General features: G+C 64.2%; 18 protein-coding genes and 3 pseudogenes. 17 read left to right on the top strand and 4 right to left on the bottom strand.

The window, feature by feature from the left end:
• Positions 1–64: 64 nt before the first annotated feature.
• The 5 genes and pseudogenes from glmU to CL52_RS20950 form a co-directional block, all read left to right on the top strand.
• Complete coding sequence (gene glmU, locus CL52_RS20215; protein ID WP_043222806.1) at positions 65–1429, top strand: bifunctional UDP-N-acetylglucosamine diphosphorylase/glucosamine-1-phosphate N-acetyltransferase GlmU; 1365 nt, start codon at positions 65–67, stop codon at positions 1427–1429.
• An 88-nt stretch (positions 1430–1517) separates the two neighbouring features.
• The gene (locus CL52_RS20210) at positions 1518–2300 is read left to right on the top strand and encodes a DeoR/GlpR family DNA-binding transcription regulator (protein WP_043222804.1); all 783 of its coding nucleotides are present in this window, start codon (positions 1518–1520) and stop codon (positions 2298–2300) included.
• A gap of 2 nt (positions 2301–2302) precedes the next feature.
• Positions 2303–4138 (top strand): glutamine--fructose-6-phosphate transaminase (isomerizing), encoded by a 1836-nt coding sequence (gene glmS / locus CL52_RS20205; protein ID WP_043222802.1) that lies wholly within the window; start codon positions 2303–2305, stop codon positions 4136–4138.
• Positions 4139–4285: 147 nt separating this feature from the next.
• The gene (locus CL52_RS20955; protein WP_224109160.1) at positions 4286–4813 is read left to right on the top strand and encodes a Tn7-like element transposition protein TnsE; all 528 of its coding nucleotides are present in this window, start codon (positions 4286–4288) and stop codon (positions 4811–4813) included.
• Positions 4814–4904: 91 nt separating this feature from the next.
• Positions 4905–5006: pseudogene (locus CL52_RS20950) on the top strand (ATP-binding protein); the annotation flags it as partial.
• Positions 5007–5296: 290 nt separating this feature from the next.
• Here the strand turns inward: CL52_RS20950 and CL52_RS21215 are convergent.
• Positions 5297–5449 (bottom strand): annotated as a pseudogene (locus CL52_RS21215) (transposase domain-containing protein); the annotation flags it as partial.
• Positions 5406–5669, bottom strand: a complete 264-nt coding sequence (locus tag CL52_RS21210; protein ID WP_043222796.1) for a transposase — start codon at positions 5667–5669, stop codon at positions 5406–5408. The pseudogene CL52_RS21215 and the gene CL52_RS21210, both read right to left, overlap by 44 nt.
• Positions 5670–5683: 14 nt before the next feature.
• Here CL52_RS21210 and CL52_RS21205 point away from each other — a divergent pair, with 14 nt between their 5' ends.
• The 12 genes and pseudogenes from CL52_RS21205 (at position 5684) to CL52_RS20135 (ending at position 17906) form a co-directional block, all read left to right on the top strand.
• Complete coding sequence (locus tag CL52_RS21205) at positions 5684–5947, top strand: hypothetical protein (protein ID WP_041771899.1); 264 nt, start codon at positions 5684–5686, stop codon at positions 5945–5947.
• Positions 5948–6160: 213 nt separating this feature from the next.
• Complete coding sequence (locus tag CL52_RS20185) at positions 6161–6442, top strand: helix-turn-helix transcriptional regulator (protein WP_425288336.1); 282 nt, start codon at positions 6161–6163, stop codon at positions 6440–6442.
• A gap of 32 nt (positions 6443–6474) precedes the next feature.
• Positions 6475–7044: a small heat shock protein sHSP20 gene (gene hsp20, locus CL52_RS20180; RefSeq protein ID WP_013984531.1), complete on the top strand. Its 570-nt coding sequence runs from the start codon at positions 6475–6477 to the stop codon at positions 7042–7044.
• A 95-nt stretch (positions 7045–7139) separates the two neighbouring features.
• Positions 7140–9989, top strand: coding sequence for a heat shock survival AAA family ATPase ClpK (gene clpK / locus CL52_RS20175; RefSeq protein WP_043222790.1), 2850 nt, complete (start codon positions 7140–7142; stop codon positions 9987–9989).
• A 17-nt stretch (positions 9990–10006) separates the two neighbouring features.
• Positions 10007–10165, top strand: a pseudogene (locus tag CL52_RS20170) (cardiolipin synthase); the annotation flags it as partial.
• A 75-nt stretch (positions 10166–10240) separates the two neighbouring features.
• The gene (gene ftsH, locus CL52_RS20165; RefSeq protein WP_043222785.1) at positions 10241–12121 is read left to right on the top strand and encodes an ATP-dependent zinc metalloprotease FtsH; all 1881 of its coding nucleotides are present in this window, start codon (positions 10241–10243) and stop codon (positions 12119–12121) included.
• Positions 12118–12558 carry a thioredoxin TrxC gene (trxC, locus tag CL52_RS20160; protein WP_041110300.1) on the top strand — a complete coding sequence of 147 codons (441 nt, stop codon included), beginning with the start codon at positions 12118–12120 and terminating at the stop codon, positions 12556–12558. Before ftsH ends, trxC begins: the two co-directional genes overlap by 4 nt.
• 6 nt (positions 12559–12564) lie before the next feature.
• Complete coding sequence (locus tag CL52_RS20155; RefSeq protein WP_043222783.1) at positions 12565–14271, top strand: cation:proton antiporter domain-containing protein; 1707 nt, start codon at positions 12565–12567, stop codon at positions 14269–14271.
• A gap of 115 nt (positions 14272–14386) precedes the next feature.
• Entirely contained in the window at positions 14387–15286 is a 900-nt protein-coding gene (locus CL52_RS20150) for a GGDEF domain-containing protein (protein ID WP_312358532.1), read from the top strand.
• Positions 15287–15297: 11 nt separating this feature from the next.
• Entirely contained in the window at positions 15298–15786 is a 489-nt protein-coding gene (locus CL52_RS20145; RefSeq protein ID WP_041110297.1) for a phosphate-starvation-inducible PsiE family protein, read from the top strand.
• Positions 15773–16735 (top strand): zinc metalloprotease HtpX, encoded by a 963-nt coding sequence (locus tag CL52_RS20140; RefSeq protein ID WP_013984524.1) that lies wholly within the window; start codon positions 15773–15775, stop codon positions 16733–16735. The genes CL52_RS20145 and CL52_RS20140 overlap by 14 nt, the downstream gene beginning before the upstream one ends.
• Before the next feature lie 19 nt (positions 16736–16754).
• Positions 16755–17906: a S1C family serine protease gene (locus CL52_RS20135; RefSeq protein ID WP_003116645.1), complete on the top strand. Its 1152-nt coding sequence runs from the start codon at positions 16755–16757 to the stop codon at positions 17904–17906.
• 506 nt (positions 17907–18412) lie between these two features.
• Here the strand turns inward: CL52_RS20135 and CL52_RS20130 are convergent.
• Together CL52_RS20130 and CL52_RS20125 are read right to left on the bottom strand one after the other, a co-directional pair.
• On the bottom strand, positions 18413–18985 hold the full coding sequence (locus tag CL52_RS20130) for a biliverdin-producing heme oxygenase (RefSeq protein WP_102847922.1): 573 nt from the start codon (positions 18983–18985) through the stop codon (positions 18413–18415).
• A complete protein-coding gene (locus CL52_RS20125) occupies positions 18985–21384 on the bottom strand; it encodes a PAS domain-containing hybrid sensor histidine kinase/response regulator (RefSeq protein ID WP_043222779.1) in 2400 nt (799 codons plus the stop codon). Before CL52_RS20125 ends, CL52_RS20130 begins: the two co-directional genes overlap by 1 nt.
• Between the last annotated feature and the right edge of the window lie 13 nt (positions 21385–21397).

Genomic DNA, 21397 nt, shown 5'->3' with positions numbered 1-21397 from the left:
CTACCCTTTTTCTTTTTCTGTCACCCATGAAGCCGGCCTGGCTTCGTCGATTCAGGAATCCTTCATGTCGCTCGATATCGTCATTCTGGCCGCCGGCCAGGGCACCCGCATGCGTTCCGCCCTGCCCAAGGTCCTGCATCCCGTGGCCGGCAAGAGCATGCTGGCGCATGTCATCGATACCGCCCGGGCGCTGCAGCCGCGCAGCATCCAGGTGGTGATCGGGCACGGTGCCGAGCAGGTGCGCGAGCAACTTGGCGCCGATGACCTCAATTTCGTCCTCCAGGCCGAGCAGCTCGGCACCGGCCACGCCGTGGCCCAGGCGCTACCCCAGCTTGGCGCCGAGCGCGTGCTGATCCTCTACGGCGACGTACCGCTGATCCAGGCGCAAACCCTGGAGCGACTGCTGGCCAAGGTCTGCACCGACCAGCTGGCACTGCTGACCGTCGAACTGGCCGACCCTACCGGCTACGGGCGCATCGTGCGCGACGCGGCGGGCAAGGTGCAGGCGATCGTCGAGCACAAGGATGCCAGCGCCGAGCAGCGCGCGATCCGCGAGGGCAACACCGGCATTCTCGCCGTGCCAGGCCAGCGCCTGGGTGACTGGTTGGGACGTTTGTCCAACGGCAACGCGCAGGGCGAGTACTACCTCACCGACGTGATCGCCATGGCCGTTGCCGAAGGTCTGAGCGTGGCGACCGAGCAGGCATCCGATGCAATGGAAGTGCAGGGCGCCAACGACCGCATTCAGCTCGCCGAACTCGAGCGGCACTACCAGTGGCGCGCTGCGCGACAGCTGATGGCGCAGGGGGTCACGCTGCGCGACCCGGCGCGCTTTGACGTACGCGGCGAAGTCAGCGTTGGCCGCGATGTCAGCATTGACGTCAACGTGTTGCTCGAAGGCCGGGTGGTCATCGAGGACGGTGTGCAGATCGGCCCCAATTGCGTGATCAAGGACAGCACCTTGCGCCGCGGGGCCCAGGTCAAGGCCAACTCGCACCTGGAAGGCGCCGAGCTGGGCGAAGGCGCCGATTGCGGGCCTTTCGCCCGCTTGCGCCCCGGCACCCGGCTGGGGGCCAAGGCGCACGTCGGCAATTTCGTCGAGCTGAAGAATGCGACGCTGGGCGAGGGCGCCAAGGCCGGTCACCTGAGCTACCTGGGCGATGCCGACATCGGCGCCCGCACCAACATCGGGGCTGGCACCATCACCTGCAATTACGACGGCGCCAACAAGCACCGCACGGTCATGGGCGAGGACGTCTTCATCGGCTCCAACAGTTCTCTGGTAGCGCCCCTGGTTCTGGGTGAGGGGGCGACCACCGGCGCCGGCTCGACCATCACCGAGGACGTGCCGGCGCATAACCTCGCCCTCGGCCGCGGCCGCCAGCGCAATATCCAGGGCTGGCAGCGACCGGTGAAAGCCAAGCCCTGAGCCGACCAGCGCCGGCGGCCTGACGGTTGCGTCAGAAAGCGCCTTATGTTTTGATTCGCGCCATTAAATTTCGAATCGAAACTTAGCGATGTCGAAGCGCAACACACCGCAGCGCCGCCATGCCATTCTCGCCCTGCTCGACGAACAGGGCGAAGTCGGCGTCGACCAGCTCGCCCGGCGCTTCGAGACCTCCGAGGTCACCATCCGCAAGGATCTCGCCGCGCTGGAAAAGAATGGCCTGTTGCTGCGCCGCTATGGCGGCGCCGTCCCGCTGCCGCAGGAATTCATTGCCGATACCAGCCAGCCGGTTTCGCCCTGGAAGCAGGCCATCGCCCGTGCGGCGGTCGGCTGCATCCGCGAGCATGCGCGGATCATCATCGATTCCGGTACCACCACGGCGGCGATGATTCCGCAGCTCGGCCACAAGCACGGCCTGGTGGTGATGACCAACTCGCTGAATGTCGCCACGGCGCTGCGCGAGCTGGAGCACGAACCGGTCCTGCTGATGACCGGCGGTACCTGGGACCCGCACTCGGAGTCCTTCCAGGGGCAGGTCGCCGAGCAGGTCCTCAGGTCCTACGATTTCGACCAGCTGTTCATCGGTGCCGATGGCATCGACCTGGCGCGCGGCACCACGACCTTCAACGAGCTGCTCGGCCTATCGAGGGTCATGGCCGAGGTCGCACGCGAAGTCATCGTTCTCGCCGAGGCGGACAAGGTCGGCCGGCGTATTCCGAATCTGGAGCTGCCGTGGAGCAGCATCCACACGCTCATTACCGACGAGCGCCTCAGCGAAGAGGCGCGCACCAGCATTCAGGCCCGCGGCGTCAGACTGATCTGCGCGGCCCCAGAGCACCAGCAGGAGAATTGATCATGTGTGGCATCGTGGGCGCCATCGCCGAACGCAACATCACCGCCATCCTTCTCGAAGGCCTCAAGCGCCTGGAGTACCGCGGTTACGACAGCGCCGGCCTGGCCGTGCTGGACAGCCATGGCGAGCTGCAGCGCCTGCGGCGCTCGGGCAAGGTTGCCGAACTCGAGCAGGCGCAGCAGCAGGCTCCGCTGGTCGGCCGGCTGGGCATCGCGCATACCCGCTGGGCCACCCACGGCGCGCCGTGCGAGCGCAATGCCCACCCGCATGTGTCCGGCAGTGACCTGGCCGTGGTGCACAACGGCATCATCGAAAACCATGAAGCGCTGCGCAGCGAGCTCAAGGCGCTGGGCTACGTATTCGTGTCCGATACCGATACCGAGGTCATCGTCCATCTGCTCAATCACAAGCTGAAGACCTGCGCCGACCTGGCCACGGCGTTGAAGGATGCCGTCAAGGAACTGCATGGCGCCTACGGTCTGGCGGTGATCAATGCGCGCCAGCCGGACCGCCTGCTCGCTGCCCGCAGTGGCAGCCCGCTGGTGATCGGTCTCGGCCTGGGCGAGAACTTCCTGGCCTCCGACCAGCTGGCGCTACGCCAGGTCACCGATCGTTTCATGTACCTGGAAGAGGGCGACATCGCCGAGATCCACCGCGACAGCGTGCAGATCTGGGATATCGACGGCGAGCCGGTGCAGCGCGAGGTGGTGCAGTACCACGAGGGCGCCGAGGCGGCCGACAAGGGTGAGTACCGTCACTTCATGCTCAAGGAGATCCATGAGCAGCCGAAGGTCGTGCAGCGCACCCTCGAAGGTCGCCTGGGCGATCGGCAGGTACTGGTGCAGGCGTTCGGCCCGCAGGCCGCCGAGCTGTTCGCCAAGGTGCGCAACGTGCAGATCGTCGCCTGCGGCACCAGCTACCACGCCGGCATGGTGGCGCGTTACTGGCTGGAGGAGTTCGCCGGTATTCCCTGCCAGGTCGAGGTGGCCAGCGAGTTCCGCTACCGCAAGGTCGTCGTGCAGCCGGACACCCTGTTCGTCACCATCTCGCAGTCCGGCGAAACCGCAGACACCCTGGCCGCCCTGCGCAACGCCAAGGTTGCCGGCTACCTGGCGAGCCTGGCGATCTGCAATGTCGGCATCAGCTCTCTTGTGCGCGAATCCGACCTGACGCTGCTGACCCAGGCTGGTCCGGAGATCGGCGTGGCCTCGACCAAGGCCTTCACTACCCAGTTGGTCGGGTTGATGCTGCTGACCCTTGCCCTGGGCCAGGTGCACAACAGCCTGCCGCCGGGTGTCGAGGCCACGCTGGTCGAAGAGCTGCGGCGCCTGCCCACGCGGCTGGGCGAGGCGCTGGCGATGGACACGACGGTGGAGAAGATCGCCGAGCATTTCGTCGAGAAGCACCACACGCTGTTCCTCGGTCGCGGCACCCAGTATCCGGTGGCGATGGAAGGTGCGCTCAAGCTCAAGGAAATCTCCTACATCCATGCCGAAGCCTATCCGGCCGGCGAGCTCAAGCACGGCCCGCTCGCCCTGGTCGACGCGGACATGCCGGTGGTCACCGTGGCGCCGAGCAACGAGCTGCTGGAAAAGCTCAAGTCCAACCTGCAGGAAGTGCGCGCCCGCGGCGGTGAGCTGATCGTCTTCGCCGATGGCGAGGCCGGCTTCGACAATGGCGAGGGCATCTTCCTGGTGAAGATGCCGCATATTCACGACGCCTTGGCGCCGATCCTCTACACCGTGCCGCTGCAGCTGCTGTCGTACCACGTCGCCGTGCAGCGTGGCACTGATGTCGACCAGCCACGCAACCTGGCCAAGTCGGTAACCGTGGAGTAAGGCGCTCGCTTCAGCAGAGGGCCGTTTGATGCTCAGCTGCGCACCAAGATCGCCTACAACGGGGAGCGTGCCAACGGTCATGGCAAGAAGGTCGACGACGAGCAATGCCCGAGCAGAGAAAGCCAACTCTTCGGCGTGGCTGATCCTGTGAGCGAGGGCAGCATAGCGTCAGGAGAATTCCAACAATTGGGTGAGGGAGAGGGTGATGGGGACGAGCATGAGCGGCTTGCAGATCGCTTCTCGCTGCTCCGAGAGATTCTTGAACAAATCACCCAAGAGTCTGGAGTTGCGCTGGTAGCACTGGAAGTGAGGCCTCTGCCGCCCGTTCCACGTTGCAGCTACCACATGATTGATCACGAAAAATCACGCTGCTATCTGCTGGCAAGGTTCAAGCTGCAAAACGGCGATCAACGCTACCTTCTAGAAATAGATACCTCAGACAACCGGAAGACCATGTCAACGCGGATCATGGGCTTCAAAGCAGGTGTTGAGGCAGGAAAATGCATAGACAGGATCTTGAGGGAGACAGTGAAAGGCTCGTTGCGTTGGCCAGGCACCATGGCGAAGTACTGTGAGCCTTTGCACTCTGTGCATCACCCGAAAGAAAGCTCATCTGGGGCCAACCATGCCCGGGTGTTCGACTGGAAGCAGCGGATACGCGCGGCCCTAGGCTGATTGCAGAATACACCGCAGTTCGGCTGCGATACATCTTGTCGCGCACTGCGTGCAGCCTCCCCGAAACTGCCCGGAGCCGTGCCAAGGCGATATAGGCCCCTTGGGAGTCGGCAAGACGCATCTGGCCATCGCACTGCGCTATCGGGCGGCGCAGTGCGGCATCAAGACCCGCTTCATCACTGCGGCCGACCTTGGTGCCGCAACTGGGCGCGGACCAGCGTAACCGTCCGGGCATCCCGGCTGGCTTGACCCCGCCAAGCTAAGAGATGGTGGCAGTTCGTGGATGCCGTTTCCCGGGTGCACGCGATCCGAGACCACGCGATCAAGCAGGAAAACGAGCACCTGGGCTTGCCTGACTGACCGCAGGCCGGCGACGACAAGGTGGAAAAGTTCGGCGTGTGGCTCTGGCGGCAACGATCCCGCGAAGGGCGGACGGTGCTTGAGCTGTTGAACGTAAGCGTGCGGGCAAACCGTCTTGCGCGACTATGCCGGATGCCACCTATGCGGCAGCAGCTCTGCAATCTCACTCGCCCGCTGCGTCGGCAACCGTGTCAGCACATCCTTGAGATAGGCATACGGATCGTGCCCATTATTACGGGCGGACCGGATCAAACTCATGATCGCAGCAGCGCACTTGAGCATGCGATCCCGCGCCGAGCATTTGAGAAGGCAACGGGATGAACGCTAGCTGGATAGCCGTGGTTTTCTGGGTATGTAGCCGAATCCATTTGTGGACGAGGTTGGCATTGAGGCTGTAGCCCAAGGCGATGTTTGCGATGGAGGCACCGGGTTCAGAACACTCCTGAATGACCTGGGCCTTGAAAGATTTGCTGTAGGTACGGCGCTGAGGGGGCATGGAAAATCCGCTTGATGGGCCATGGCCTTCGGCGGCGGTGTCGGGAAGGTGTGTTGGCCGGACGGATACTGTTGAACTACGTTGTCTGGGGCAACGGAAGTGTTTCGGCCCGACTCTGGAACGCGATCCGCAGCGACGACTGGGCAATTCCGCACATTGGCCTGAGCAGCCTCGGGGAAATCGTCGGCTGGGCGCGCCCAGACGAGTTTCCGCCAAGGAACATGCAGACGAGCAAGGGGCTGCGGGCACTCGGCTATAACGTGAGGATCGGTGTTTGATCGAGGCGCCTGTGGCACACGCAGGCTAGCCAAGCTAGGCTCTGTCCATGGCCGGATCGGGCCGCCCCGCTGCGCCTTGCCTGAGCATTTGACCTGCATCAATGGGGCGGCAGAACGCTGTGCATTGACCCTTGAGTTTTTCCTGAAAGGCGCAATGTCTTGCAAGAATTTCCTTGGCCGGAACCGCAAAGCGGCGCGGTTGGAGAGGGTGAAATGAAAGCGCACCTGCAGGTGATTTTCACGCTCGATGAATTGGCAGCGTACTTGAAAGTCGGCAAGCGGACGCTTTATCGGCTCGCGCGCACGGGGAAATTCCGGCTTTCAAGGCGGGCGCGGCGTGGCGGTTTCGTCAAAGCGAAATCGATCAGTGGATCAATGATCAGACCCAAGCCGGGGAAAAGAAGGAGGTGGTGCGCAGAGATGAGCAGCAGTCATCGGAACATCCCGTATCGCCTGGGCGCGCTGTCCGTCGCAGCAGGCGAAAGGATTGAGTGATTCTTCATTTTTCTTTTTTCTGGAGGTGTGACATGGATATTGATTTCAAGAAGTTGGCTCCCTGGAACTGGTTCAAAAAAGAGCAGGAGGAGCAGCAAACCGTCTCTTCACTGCCAGTGCAACGCAATGACCTACCGGCGGCGAGCGGGCCAGTCAGCCCGATCCTGCAACTGCATCGCGAGATCGACCGGCTGTTCGATGATGCGTTCCGGGGCTTCGGCTTTCCGGCGCTGGCCATGCCGCGGCTGCCATCCGATTGGTCGGGCATGCTGAAGCCGGCCCTGGACATCCAGGAAACCGACAAGCAGTACAAGATTGCCCTGGAAGTGCCCGGTGTCGAGGAGAAGGACATCCAGATCACCCTCGACAACGACGTGCTGATGGTGCGTGGCGAGAAGCGCCAGGAACAGGAGAAGAAGGAAGGTGGCTTCCACCGTGTGGAGCGCTCCTACGGCAGCTTTCAGCGTGCCTTGAACCTGCCTGACGACGCCAACCAGGATTCGATCAAGGCATCGTTCAAGAACGGGGTGCTCACGGTCACGATCGACAAGCGCGAGGTCAGCGCGCCGAAGCAGGGACGCTCGATCCCGATCAACGGCTGACGTCGCCGGCTCGTTCGTCACAAGAAAAACCCGGCACGAGACGAGGTGTCGCGGCTCGCGATGCCTCGTGCCTCAACCTTCTCAGGAGCATCAGCATGGCCAGAAAACAATGCCAGGTCTGCGGCCAACCCGCCACCGTGCGGGTGGAAGCCAATCTCAACGGTCGTCACAGCACCATGCTGTTGTGCGACGACCATTACCGCCAACTGGTGCGCCAGCAAAAGCGCACCGTCTCGCCGCTGGAAGCCTTGTTCGGCTCGCGCAGCGGCCTGTTCGAGGACTTCCTCGGCAGTGACTTCTTCCGCATCGGCGACGACGCGACGCCCTTTGCCGCCGATACCGATGACGTGGTCGATTCCGTGTTTGGCGAACCCGCCGCCGCAGGTTCGGGTGCACCGCGCCGGCGCGGCAGTGGGCTGGCCAGCCGCATCAGCGAACAGTCGGAAGCCCTGCTGCAAGAGGCCGCCAAACACGCTGCCGAATTTGGCCGCTCCGAGGTGGATACCGAACATCTGCTGCTGGCGCTGGCCGACAGCGACGTGGTCAAGACCATCCTGGGTCAGTTCAAAATCAAGGTCGATGACCTCAAGCGGCAGATCGAGTCCGAGGCCAAGCGCGGGGACAAGCCGTTCGAGGGCGAGATCGGCGTGTCGCCGCGCGTGAAGGATGCGCTCAGCCGCGCCTTCGTGGCCTCCAATGAACTCGGCCATTCCTATGTCGGTCCGGAGCATTTCCTGATCGGTCTGACCGAGGAAGGCGAAGGGCTGGCCGCCAACCTGCTACGCCGCTACGGCCTGACGCCGCAGGCGCTGCGCCAGCAGGTAAGCAAGGTGGTCGGCAAAGGGGCCGAGGATGGCCGCGCCGAGACGCCGACCAACACGCCCGAGCTGGATAAATACTCGCGCGACCTCACCAAGATGGCGCGCGACGGCAAGCTCGACCCGGTGATCGGCCGCGCGCAGGAGATCGAGACCACCATCGAGGTGCTGGCCCGGCGCAAGAAGAACAACCCGGTGCTGATCGGCGAGCCGGGCGTGGGCAAGACCGCCATCGTCGAGGGGCTGGCGCAGCGCATGGTGGCGGGCGAAGTGCCCGAGACGTTGCGCGACAAGCGCCTGGTGGAACTCAACATCAACGCCATGGTGGCTGGCGCCAAGTACCGCGGCGAGTTCGAGGAGCGCGTGCAGAAGGTGCTCAAGGAAGTGACCGAGCACCAGGGCGAGATGATTCTCTTCATCGATGAGGTGCATACCATCGTCGGTGCCGGCCAGGGTGGCGGCGAAGGCGGGCTGGACGTGGCCAACGTGTTCAAGCCGATGATGGCGCGCGGCGAACTGAACCTGATCGGCGCCACCACGCTTAACGAGTATCAGAAGTACATCGAGAAGGACGCCGCGCTGGAGCGTCGCTTCCAGCCGGTGATGGTGCCCGAGCCGACGGTAGCGCAGACCATGATGATCCTGCGCGGCCTGCGCGACACCTTCGAGGCGCACCACAAGGTCAGCATCACCGAGGATGCGATCATCGCCGCCGCCGAGTTGTCGGACCGCTACATCACCGCGCGCTTTTTGCCTGACAAGGCCATCGACTTGCTCGACCAGGCGGCCGCACGCGTGAAACTGTCGGCCACAGCCCGCCCGGTGGCGGTGCAAGAGCTGGAGTCCGAACTGCACCAACTGCGGCGTGAGCAGGACTATATGGCCTCGCGCAAGCAGTACGACAAGGCCGCAGAGCTCGGCAAGCGCATCGAAGCCAAGGAGGCCGAGCTCAAGAAGCTGATCGAGGACTGGGAGCGGGAGCGGGCCTCCGGCAGTGCCGAAGTCAAGGCCGAGCACGTGGCCCAGATCGTTTCGCGCCTGACCGGTATCCCGGTCAACGAGTTGACGGTGGAAGAGCGCGAAAAGCTGCTGCACTTGGAGCAACGGCTGCACGAGCGCCTGGTGGGACAAGACGAGGCGGTACGCGCGGTGGCGGATGCGGTGCGGCTGTCGCGCGCGGGGCTGCGCGAAGGCAGCAAGCCCGTGGCCACGTTCCTGTTCCTGGGCCCCACCGGCGTCGGCAAGACCGAGCTCGCCAAGGCGCTGGCCGAATCGGTCTACGGCGATGAGCACGCCCTGTTGCGCATCGACATGTCGGAATATGGTGAACGCCACACCGTGGCGCGGCTGGTGGGCGCGCCTCCGGGCTATGTCGGTTACGACGAAGGCGGTCAGCTCACCGAGAAGGTCCGTCGCAAGCCCTACAGCGTGCTGCTGCTCGACGAGATCGAGAAGGCACACCCCGACGTCTACAACATCCTGCTGCAGGTGTTCGATGATGGCCGCCTCACCGACGGCAAGGGCCGGGTGGTGGATTTCACCAACACCATCATCATCGCCACGTCCAACCTGGGTTCGGACATCATCCAGCGACGGCTGAAGGCGCGCGGGGCGGCCGGCGAGGAGTACGAAAAGACCAAGGCCGAGGTGATGGACGTGCTGCGCGGCCACTTCCGTCCCGAGTTCATCAACCGCATCGACGAGATCATCGTCTTCCATGCGCTGGGCAAGGAGGAGATTCGCCACATCGTCGGCCTGCAGCTCGATCGCGTGGCACGCAGCGCCGCCAGCCAGGGCGTGACGCTGACCTTCGATCAGACCCTGATCGATCATTTCGCGGAAGAAGGCTACAAGCCGGAGTTCGGTGCGCGTGAACTCAAGCGCCTGATCCGCAGCGAGCTGGAAACCGCGCTGGCACGCGAGATGCTCGGCGGCGGAATCGGCAAGGGCGATCACGCCAGCGCACGCTGGGACGACAAGGCCGAACGCGTGGTGTTCGAACGCCATGAGTCACCGCAGACTCCGGCCGAGCCAGAGCAGCCGGATGCCGCGAAGGCGGCCGAGGCGCCGCATGGCGACGCGGGTAAGGGCTCTCGCAAGAAGAAGTCGGCGAGCGACGCGTCTTAATGTTGGGAGAGGCTGCCGTGTCCGATCCCATCGGCCTGGCATGGGCAGCCTCCCTGGCCTCGATCGCGGTGGCGGTCGTGTCCGCGGGTCACGCGGTCGTCTACAAGCGTGATCCGCGGTCGGCCACGCCGTGGGGGCTGCTCATCAGCGGCTGCACTGCCCTCCCGCTCGCTGGCCATCCGTTTGCGTGACGGCGCGGCCCGTCTGTTCACCTGATCCTCTGGCGACTCGACTTTCGAGGAACACGGCCCATGGAAAAAAAGAATCAATGGAATACCGGCTACTGGATCGTTGCCCTCCTGCTGTTGTTGAGTTTGCAGAGCTACTGGCAGACGGCGAAAACCGTCGAGCCGGTGCCCTACAGCGAGTTCGAGAAGGCGCTGGCCGAGGGTCGCGTGGCCGAAGTGCTGGTGTCGGATCGTACGGTGACCGGGCGCCTGAAGTCGCCGGACAGCCGGGGCAAGACGACGATCGTGGCAACGAGGGTCGAACCCGATCTTGCCGATCGCCTGTCGAAGTACGACGTGCCCTATGCCCGCGTGGTGGAGAGCACCTGGCTGCGCGATGTGCTGTCGTGGATCCTGCCAGCGGTAGCCTTCTTTGGCGTCTGGTTCTTCCTGTTCCGCCGCTTCGCCGAGAAGCAGGGCATGGGCGGGTTTCTCAACATCGGTAAGAGCCGCGCCAAGGTGTTCGTGGAAAAGAACACCGGTGTGACGTTCGCCGATGTCGCGGGGGTGGATGAGGCCAAGGCGGAGCTGGTCGAGATCGTCGATTTCCTGAAGAATCCGCAGGACTATGGCCGTCTCGGGGCGCGCATCCCCAAGGGTGTGCTGCTGGTGGGGCCGCCCGGCACCGGCAAGACCTTGCTGGCCAAGGCGGTCGCCGGTGAAGCGGGCGTACCGTTTTTCTCCATCTCGGGTTCGGAATTCGTCGAGATGTTCGTCGGCGTGGGCGCGGCGCGGGTGCGCGACCTTTTCGAGCAGGCCCGCGGCCAGGCGCCGGCCATCATCTTCATCGACGAGCTCGACGCGCTGGGCCGTGCGCGCGGCGTCGGCAGCCCGATCGGCGGTCATGACGAACGCGAGCAGACGCTCAACCAGTTGCTGACCGAGTTAGACGGTTTCGATGCCTCCGTGGGGCTCATCATTCTGGCCGCGACCAACCGGCCCGAAATCCTCGATCAGGCGCTCTTGCGCGCCGGCCGCTTCGACCGTCAGGTGCTGGTGGACCGCCCCGACAAGAAGGGCCGGCTCGACATCCTGAAGGTGCATGTCAAGAAAGTCACGCTGGCACCCGAGGTCGACCTCGAGCAGGTGGCCGCGCTGACCACCGGCTTCTCGGGGGCGGATCTGGCCAATCTGGTCAACGAGGCGGCGCTGGCCGCGACGCGCCGCCGCTCGCAGGCCGTGGAGCTGCAGGACTTCACCGCCGCCATCGAGCGCATCGTGGCGGGGCTGGAAAAGAAAAACCGCGTGCTCAACCCCAAGGAGCGCGAGACCGTGGCCTATCACGAGATGGGCCATGCGCTGGTGGCGCTGGCGCTGCCGGGCACTGACCCGGTGCACAAGATTTCCATCATCCCGCGTGGCATCGGTGCCTTGGGCTACACCCTGCAGCGCCCGACCGAAGACCGTTTCCTGATGACGCGCAGCGATCTGGAACACAAGATCGCCGTGCTCCTGGGCGGACGCGCGGCCGAGAAGCTGGTGTTTGGCGAACTCTCCACGGGGGCGGCCGACGACCTGGCGCGGGCCACCGACATCGCCCGCGACATGATCACCCGCTTCGGTATGGACGAAGGCTTGGGCTACATCGCCTTCGAGGCGCAGCGGCCGCGCTTCCTCGACACGCCCGAGTTGGCCAGCGGCGGCTGCCGGGTGGCGGAATCGACCCAGGCGCGCATCGATCAGGCCATCCGCGACATCGTGATGGGCGTGTTCGAGCGCGCCTACGGGATTCTCGACGCCAACCGCGCGGTGCTGGAGCGCTGTGCCCGCGAGCTCCTGGCGCGGGAAACCCTGGATGAAGCCGATATCCGCCGCCTGACCGAGGGGCTCCAGCGCGCCACCCCGGCCACGGCGGCCGAGGCGGCGCTCCCCTCATCCTCAACACCTTCAGGAGCCTCGACATGAGCGACAGCCTGCACATCGTTTGCCCGCATTGCCAATCCGTCAACCGCGTACCGGCGGGCAAACTCGCCGACCAGCCTAACTGCGGCCGTTGCCAGCAGCCGTTGTTCACGGGCGCGCCCATTGAGCTGACCACGGCGACATTCACGCGCCACGTGGAGCGCAGCGACATTCCTCTGCTGGTCGATTTCTGGGCCCCCTGGTGCGGCCCCTGCAAGATGATGGCGCCGCAGTTCCAGCAGGCCGCGCGCCTGCTGGAACCCAAGGTACGGCTGGCCAAGGTCGACACCGAGGCAGAGCCTCAATTGGCCACCCGCTTCGGCATCCGCAGCATTCCGACCCTGGCGCTGTTCCGGGGCGGGCGGGAGATCGCGCGTCAGGCCGGCGCCATGGGGGCACAGGACATCGTGCGCTGGGCATCCTCGGCTGTGGTGAGTTGAGGGCCGATGCAGGACTTGCTCGGTACGACGCTGATTCTGCTGGTCGCCTGCAGTCTGGCGGCTGCGTTGACGGCCAGGCTGAATATCCCGACCTTGCTGGGTTATCTGCTGGTCGGTGTCTTGCTGGGCCCTCCGGCCACGGCCTGGATCATGCCGGGACCGGCGCTGAATTTCCTGTCCGAGCTGGGGGTGGCGCTGCTGCTGTTCATGGTCGGGCTGGAGTTCTCGCTCGGTCATTTCTGGCTCACCCGCAAGACCGTGCTGGTGGCCGGGACACTGCAGCTGGCGATGGTCGCCGCACCGGTGGCGTTGGCTTTGCTGTGGCTGGGGCTGCCGCTCGACAGCGCCGCACTGCTGGGCGCGGCGGCGGCCATGTCGTCGACAGCGCTGGTCAGCCGGCAGCTGGCCGATCAGGGCGAGTTGACCACACGCCACGGCCGCGGCGCCATTGCCGTGCTGGTGTTCCAGGATCTGGCCAGTGTGCCCTTGCTGGCGCTGCTGGCGATCTGGGCGCGCGGCGATGCTCCCGGGCTTGGCCGTGTGCTTGGGGAGGTGGCGGGCGTGCTGTTGCTGTTTGCCGTCTCGGCGGTTGCGTCGCGCCGCCTGTTGCATGGCTTGCTGGGCTGGGTGGCGCGGCAGGGGCACGAAGAGTCCTTCGTGCTGGTCTCGCTGAGTCTGGTGGTGGCGGCTGCGGCAGCGGCCCATGCACTGGGTGTGTCGGCTGCGCTCGGTGCCTTTCTTGCCGGCATGGTGCTGGGGGAGAGCGATTTCCGGCACCACATGGAAAACCACCTCAAGCCCTTTCGTGATGTGCTGTCGGGCCTGTTCTTCGTGACCATTGGCCTGCAGCTGGACACCGCGCAGATCGTGGCCGCACCGCTGGCGGTACTGGGTTGGCTGTTGGCCTTGGTGCCTCTCAAGATGGGGCTGAACTTTCTGGCGCTGCGCGCAACCCGCCTGTCGGCGCTCGACGCCTGGCGCGCAGGCATCGTGCTGGGTCATGGCGGCGAGTTTGCGCTGCTGCTCCTGGGCATGGTCATGCAGCAGCACCTGATCGCCGCCACCATGGTGCAACCGATGCTGGTGGCGCTGGTGTTGAGCATGGGGTTGGCACCGCTCCTGATCCGACACCATGACCGATGGGCGCGGGCTTTCAGCCGCTCGGGCGCACTCGGTCAGCCACCGCAGGCCGAAGAAGGCGAAGTCGCCGAGCGGGCGCGGTCGTTGCGCGACCATGTGATCATCTGTGGGGCGGATGACGTCGGGCTGCTGCTGAGCCGAACGCTGCGCCTGGCAGGCATACCGCATTTGCTGCTGGAATCGGACCGCCAACGGGTCGAAGCGGGGCGTGCGATGGGGGTGCCGGTGTCGTATGGCGATGCCAGTCGGCTCGACACCCTGGCCGCCGCCGGATTGGCCCATGCCCGCCTGGTGGTGCTGACGTTTGCCCGTCCGCAGACGGCCCTGCGTATCGCTCAGGCGGTTCTCGACCGCCGCCTGAGCTTGTCCGTGGTGGTGGCCACTGAGCGCGTAACGGATGCCCAGCTTTTGCGTAATCTGCCCAATGTCAGACTGTACCCGTTGTACCTGGCTGCGGGACTCGGACTGGCCGAGCAGGTACTGTTGATGTTGGGCATCAACGCCGACCAAGTCGACCACCGGATCGAGGAATTACGGCAGACACTCAGTGAGTCAGGTGGGGATAGACCATGAACGGGCCGACCATTTGGCTGATGGTGTCGCTACTTGCCAATATTGGCATGGCGGTTGCGCTATGGCGTTTTGTTCGTACCAATCGCCAGAGGCGTGACGAGCTGAAGCATCGCAAATCGATGACAAGGAACGGATCGCCATCGCCCTGGAGGGCGCAGGGCTGGGATTCTGGGAGTGGGATATCGCTACCGACAGCTTCAGGCTTTCTGCCCGCAGTCTGGCGATGTTCGGCTTGACCTCCGACGAGGAGGTTGGCGCCACCCATGCCGCATGGCAAGCGCGTATTCACCCGGAGGATTTGCCGGTCGTTCTGGCAAAGGTGCGCGCTTACCAAGAAAACCCGTCGGAGCGATTGGAGTGCGAGTACCGCGTTCGTCATCGATCTGGCGTTTGGATTTGGGTGCTGGATCGCGGCCGTTGGCTGGGTGACGCGGGCAGGCAACTGATAGTCGGCACTCTGCTCGACATCTCTTCTCGCAAGGAAATGGAGCAGCAGTTGCTGCGTATGGCGATCACCGACCCCTTGACCGGCTTGTCGAACCGGCGGGCTTTTAACGAACGATTACAGCTGGAATGGGAGCGCCTCAAACGCAGCCCCGAGATACAAACAGCACTTGTGCTCTGCGACATCGATCACTTCAAGCGTATCAATGACACCTATGGACACGGATGCAGCGATGAGGTGCTTAAGCACTTTGCTTCACGGTTGAGGGAACATGTTCGCGCAACCGACATGGCTGCCCGGATTGGGGGGGAGGAATTCGCTGTGTTGTTGGAAGCGGCATCGATAGAAGACGCCCAAGTATGGGCGGAGCGATTTCGTCAGGACACTGCGGCGACAGCGGTGGTGTGTGGAGAGGTGTCGATCAGCTATAGCGCCAGCATGGGGGGGGCTCTCCTTGACCCCCGTTTGCACTCTGTCGAGCAGGTGATGCAGCAGGCGGACAGCGCGCTCTACCAGGCAAAAAGACAAGGGCGCAACCAAGTTGTGGGTGCACAAGTATTTCAGAATTGAGAGGAGTGGCGATGAAGGAAAAGCAAGCAGACCCGATCAAAACATTTCGCGCCCAATGGGCAGTGATGACGTTCTACGAGCGCTTCGAACAGGTGATCGCGCTCGCGCTGTCCGCAATCATTGCCGTGATCATCGTGGTCTCGCTGCTGCAGCTGATCTCGATCGTCTTCAGCCTGCTGATCATTGATGCGTTCAATCCGCTCGATCACAAGGTCTTCCAGACCGTGTTCGGCATGATCATGACGCTGCTCATCGCCATGGAGTTCAAGCATTCCATCGTGCGGGTGACCTTGCGGCGCGACAGCATCATCCAGGTCAAGACGGTGATCCTGATCGGGCTGATCGCCCTGGCGCGTAAATTCGTGATCCTCGACCCGGAGACCGGCCCCGCCAAGGTCGCGGCGCTCGCAGGCGCGACACTGGCCCTCGGGGCGACTTACTGGCTGCTGCGCGAGCGCGATGACCGGACAGCCGGGGAAAGCTCAGATGATCAGTCGTGATCTGCGCCACGCGCAGAATGTCGGCGCGCGGCATCGCTGGCTCAATCGCCTGCAAACCGCGCTGTTGGTGCTGACCCTGCTCGGGATTGCCGCCGTCGCTGGCAGCCTGCTGTTGGGTGACGGCGGGCTTTGGCTGGCGCTTGCGGCCGCGGGGTTCACCCTGCTGCTCGAACCGGCGGCCGCCTCCGGGCTGACCTTGCGGCTGTATGGCGCACGCCCCCTGCACCCGGATGAAGCGCCCGATCTTTGGGCTGTGTTGCGCGAACTGGCGGCGCGGGCCGGGCTGCCTGCCGTGCCGGTACCGCACTACGTGCCCAGCGGGGTCGTCAACGCCTTCGCCACCGGTTCGAAGCATCACGCGGCCATCGCGCTGACCGACGGCCTACTGCGTAGCCTCACGCCCCGCGAGTTGACCGGCGTGCTCGGCCACGAAATCGCGCATATTGCGAACGAGGATTTGCGTGTCATGGGCTTGGCCGATTCGATCAGCCGGCTCACCCATCTTCTGGCCTTGTTGGGGCAGCTTGCGATCGTGCTCAGCTTGCCAGCGTTATTGCTTGGAGTCACGGAAGTCAATTGGCCCGCGTTGCTTCTACTGGCGGTCGCGCCACAGCTGGCCTTGCTGGCTCAGTTGGGCTTGTCCAGGGTGCGCGAATTCGACGCCGACCGGCTCGCTGCCGAATTGACCGGCGACCCGCACGGGCTGGCCTCGGCGCTCGCCAAGATCGAGCGGGTGAGCCGCTCCTGGCGCGCCTGGCTGCTGCCCGGATGGGGCAATCCGGAACCCTCCTGGTTGCGCACGCATCCGGCGACGGCTGAACGCATTGAGCGCTTGCTGGAACTTGCTCCGCCGCCCGCGATGCCGCCGTTTCCATCGGCCCGTTTCGTCCCCGAGGTGACCGTATCACCACGTCCGCCACGCTGGCGCACCGGCGGCCTTTGGCGCTGATTTCAACATGGAGAATGACGTGACCTACCCCGACCCCTACAGCCGCCCGGCGCCGGATCGATTCATCCGGCGCTGGCTCGTCATCACTGGCTGCATCGCCGCACTCATGCTGCTGTGGCAGTTCCTGCCCGCCATCGAAGCCTGGTTCAGTCCCCACGAAACGCAGGAGCGCACGGTGACGCCGCGCGGCGACCTGGCCGCCGACGAAAAAACCACCATCGAGCTGTTCGAGAAATCGCGCGGGTCGGTGGTTTACATCACCACGGCGCAACTAGTGCGTGACGTCTGGTCCCGCAATGTCTTTTCCGTGCCGCGCGGCACCGGCTCCGGCTTCATCTGGGACGATGCCGGCCACGTGGTGACCAACTTCCACGTGATCCAGGGGGCATCGTCTGCCACGGTCAAACTGGCCGACGGTCGCGATTATCAGGCCGCGCTCGTTGGCGCCAGTCCTGCGCACGACATCGCGGTACTCAAGATTGGCGTCGGCTTCAAGCGCCCGCCGGCGGTGCCGGTGGGCACCAGTGCCGATCTCAAGGTGGGGCAAAAGGTCTTTGCCATTGGCAATCCCTTCGGGCTCGACTGGACGCTCACCACCGGCATCGTCTCGGCGCTTGACCGCACCCTTTCCGGCGACGCCAGTGGCCCGGCCATTGACCACCTGATCCAGACCGACGCCGCTATCAACCCCGGCAATTCCGGTGGCCCGCTGCTCGATTCGGCTGGGCGGCTGATCGGCATCAATACCGCCATCTACAGTCCGTCTGGCGCCTCGGCCGGCATCGGCTTTGCGGTGCCGGTCGATACCGTCATGCGCGTGGTGCCGCAACTCATAAAGACCGGCAAGTACATCCGTCCGGCGCTGGGCATCGAGGTGGATGAGCAGCTCAACGCGCGTCTGCAGGCGCTGACCGGCAGTAAGGGCGTATTCGTATTGCGCGTGACGCCGGGCTCGGCGGCGCACAGGGCCGGGCTCGTCGGCGTCGAGGTCACCGCAGGCGGCATCGTGCCCGGCGATCGCGTTATCAGCATCGACGGTATCGCCGTCGACGACGTCACCACATTACAGGCCCGGCTAGACGACAAGAACGTTGGAGATGTTGTTGTCTTGTTAGTGGAGCGGGCCGGCAAGACTCGCGAGATGCTTGTGGAACTACAACCGGGAGTTTGATGGAAAGTGGGTCATGGATCTGCACAGCGAAGCAGCCAAGCGACTTCAGCCTTGCGCCGAACTACGAGCCCTAGCTAGTGCAGTGGGGGGAAGGCTGTTTAGGTTAAATGGATATAAGGGAGTCATTTTTGATTGTGTTTTTAAAAGAAGGTGTTGATTTTTTTGGGTAAGCATTTAGGGCGTCCAAGGGTTGGAGCAGTTGGCACGGATGAGAGAGCTCAATGCTCGCTAGGGATTGGATCTATGTGTTTTTTCTGACTGACTGCTTACGTGTTGGAACGGGCAACATCGGAAAAGGATGAATCTTTATTTTCACCATTTACCGTATTTTTCGAGCCTGGGCGAAAATTAGGATGATACTTTAGCGCCCTTAATCATTCTCCCATGAAAGGCAAAACGATCCAGTCTCGGGTGTAAGTGCTCACAACATACTGATATAAAAGGGATTTTTTATGAATAGGAGAGCGCGCGACGTTTCTCTCTGTTTTTAGGGTTAGGATGAAACTTTATTTGCATCCCACAGCCGCTGCCGTCGCCGCGCTCGCCTGTTCCTGGCGGGCGGCCTCGGCGAAGCGGGCGAACAGGACGACTGCGGCGGCCTGCATGCTCGCCATGTCGCAGGCCGCGGCGCGGCGCTGCAGGCTTTCCAGAAAACGGGGCCACAGCGGCGCCGTATTGCCATGGCTGAGGTAGCGAAGCGGCTGGTCGGGATCGGCCCGACGAACCCGTTCGGTCAGCACGCGGCCGCCCAGGCGAGAGCCTTCGAGCACATAGAGCAGGCCCCACAGTGCACCCTCATCCGCGGGGCGATCGATCACCAGAGCCGGCGGCGGCATGACCGCGAGATCGGCCAGGTCGGCACGCAAGGCCGCGCTGCGCCGGCGCTGTGGCCAGTCCGCCAATAGCTGGGCGGCCTCGGCTTCGTCGAGCACCTGTTCCAGCGGCAGCAGTACGCGCGCATGCGCGCACAGAAAGCCCCGGTAACCTGCCGCCTCGGTCAGCTGGAAGGCTGAGAAGGCCCGGTCGACCTGCTGGTGCATCGTCGCGGTGGCCTGGCGCAGGTGCTGCCGGCAATCCATCAGACCGGGCTCCGCTCAAGCAGGGCCTGCATCAGTTTGTCCGCCAGCTGTTCCTCGCGGAAGGGCTTCTGCACTACCACCGCGCCGTCGAGGCCGAGCTCGCCGAGTTCGGCATAACCGGTGATGAACACGACCGGCAGCCGCGCATAGTGGCTGCGAACGCGGCGCGCCAGCTCGCCGCCGTTCATCGCCGGCATGGCGAAGTCGGCCAGCAGCAGGTCGACGCTCACGCCATTTTCCAGGAGCTCCAGCGCCTTTGCGCCGCTGTCGGCTTCGATCACCGAATAGCCGAGCGTATCGAGCATCTGCGCCGTCACCTCGCGCACCGTCTGGTCGTCGTCGACCAGCAGAATGGCGTGGCGCACGGACGGCGCCGGCGGCCGTGCGGGATGGTCCGCGTTCTCCGCCACGGCCAGCGTGCTGCAGGCCCGTGGCAGAAAGACCTTCACCGTGGTGCCGACTCCGGGCTCGCTTTCGATGCTGGCGCCGCCGCCGGACTGCTTGGCGAAGCCGAACACCTGCGCCAATCCCAGCCCCGAGCCCTTGCCGACTTCCTTGGTGGTGAAGAAGGGCTCGAAGGCCTTGCGCAGCACCTCGTCGGTCATGCCAGTACCGTTGTCGCTGACGGCCAGCACCACGTAATCGTCCGGCAGCGGATCTTCCGGGCGCTCGGCCGGCCGGGTCAGGCTGATATTGCCGGTTCGCAGAACGAGCTGCCCACCGCTGCCCATCGCATCGCGCGCATTGATCGCCAGGTTGAGGATGATCATTTCGATCTGGGTCGGGTCGACCATCGCCGGCCAGAGGTCGGCTGCGGCGTCGACACTGATGCTGACGCTGCCGCCGAGCGAACTCTGCAGCAGGTTGAGCATGCCGGTGATGGTGTCGTTCAGCCAGATCGCCTTGGGCGCCAGCTGCTGCCGCCGGGAAAAGGCCAGCAGCTGGCTGGTCAGCATGGCGCCACGCTCGCCGGCGTCGCGAATGTACTGCAGGCGCGCCAGCGCCTTGGTCGACGGCGCACCGCTCTCCAGGTCGTGCTTGAGGAAACTGGTGCTGGTCAGGATCACCGTGAGCAGGTTGTTGAAATCGTGCGCCACGCCGGCGGTCAACTGGCCGACCGCCTCCAGGCGCTGCATCTGCTGCAGCGTCTCTTCCATGCGCTCGCGTTCGCCGATCTGTTCGAGCAGTTGCCGGTTGGATTCGGCAAGCTTGTCGATGGTGGCGATCTCGCTGGTGATGTCACGTGCCGCCGCATACATGTGCCCGGCGTCCGGCACGGCGTTCCACGACAGCCAGTGATAGCTGCCGTCGGCGTGGCGCAGGCGATTGACGAAGCGATTGCTGACCTGGCCGCTGGCGATGCTGGCGGTTTCCTCGAGCGTCGCCTGGACGTCATCGGGATGCACCAGGTCGCTCAGCGGGCCCTGCAGCAACTTTTCCCGCGGCCAGCCCAGCGTGCTCTCCCAGGCAGGGTTGAGCGCGATCGGTGTGGTGTCGAAGCGGGTGACGGCGAGCAAATCACGCGACAGATCCCAGGTACGATCCCGCTCGCGAGTGCGCTCCTGAACGCGCTCACCGAGCTTCTCGTTGAGCTGCTTGAGGGCCTCGGTGGCGAGCTTCTGCTCGGTGATATCCATCACCACGCCAACGAAGCGCACGCAACGGCCGCTCTCGAAGAAGGCCTGGCCGCGGGTTTCCAGCCAGCGCACGCGGTCGTCCGGCAGGCAGACGCGGTACACCTCCGCGTAGTCGCGGTCGTTCTGCCGGGCAATCGCCGCTTCGATGCGCCGACGCATTCGGCCGATGTCGTCGGGATGACAGAGCCGTTCGAACGTGGCCATGCTCACCGGCTCATCGACCGTCAGGCCGAACATGGCGCGACAGCGCTGGTCCCAGATCAGCGTGTCGCTCTGTGGCTCGTAATCCCACATGCCCAGGCGCGCCGCGTCGACCGCCAGCCGTGCGCGTACCTCGACTTCGCGCAACGCCTGCTCGGCCTGCAGCCGGCGACGCCGCTCGTTGACTTCGGCGACGGCACGTTCCACTGCCTTGGGCAGGAACGCCAGGTTCTGCTTGAGCACGTAGTCGATGGCGCCGGAGCGCATCATGTTCACTGCATGCTCTTCGCCGTAGACCCCGGAGAGAAAGATGAAAGGCGTCTGTGGCGCCAGTTCGCGGGCCAGTTCCAGCGCCTGCGCGCCGGAGAAACCCGGCAGGATGAAGTCGGCCAGCACCAGATCGAATTCGCGTTGCTGCAAGGCCCGCACGACACCGTCGTGGTCGTAGGCCAGTTCGGTGTCGAGCACGAAGCCGCTACGTTCGAGCGTGATCTGCGCCAGCTCCGCGTCGTAGGGGCTGTCCTCGATGAACAGGATTTTCAGGTTCTTGGTTGCAGGCATTCGCCATCATGTC

This window comes from Stutzerimonas balearica DSM 6083 (assembly GCF_000818015.1).
Lineage (GTDB): Bacteria > Pseudomonadota > Gammaproteobacteria > Pseudomonadales > Pseudomonadaceae > Stutzerimonas > Stutzerimonas balearica.
Note: the sequence above shows the minus strand (reverse complement) of the source record. Positions and strands in the feature narration are given on the sequence as shown.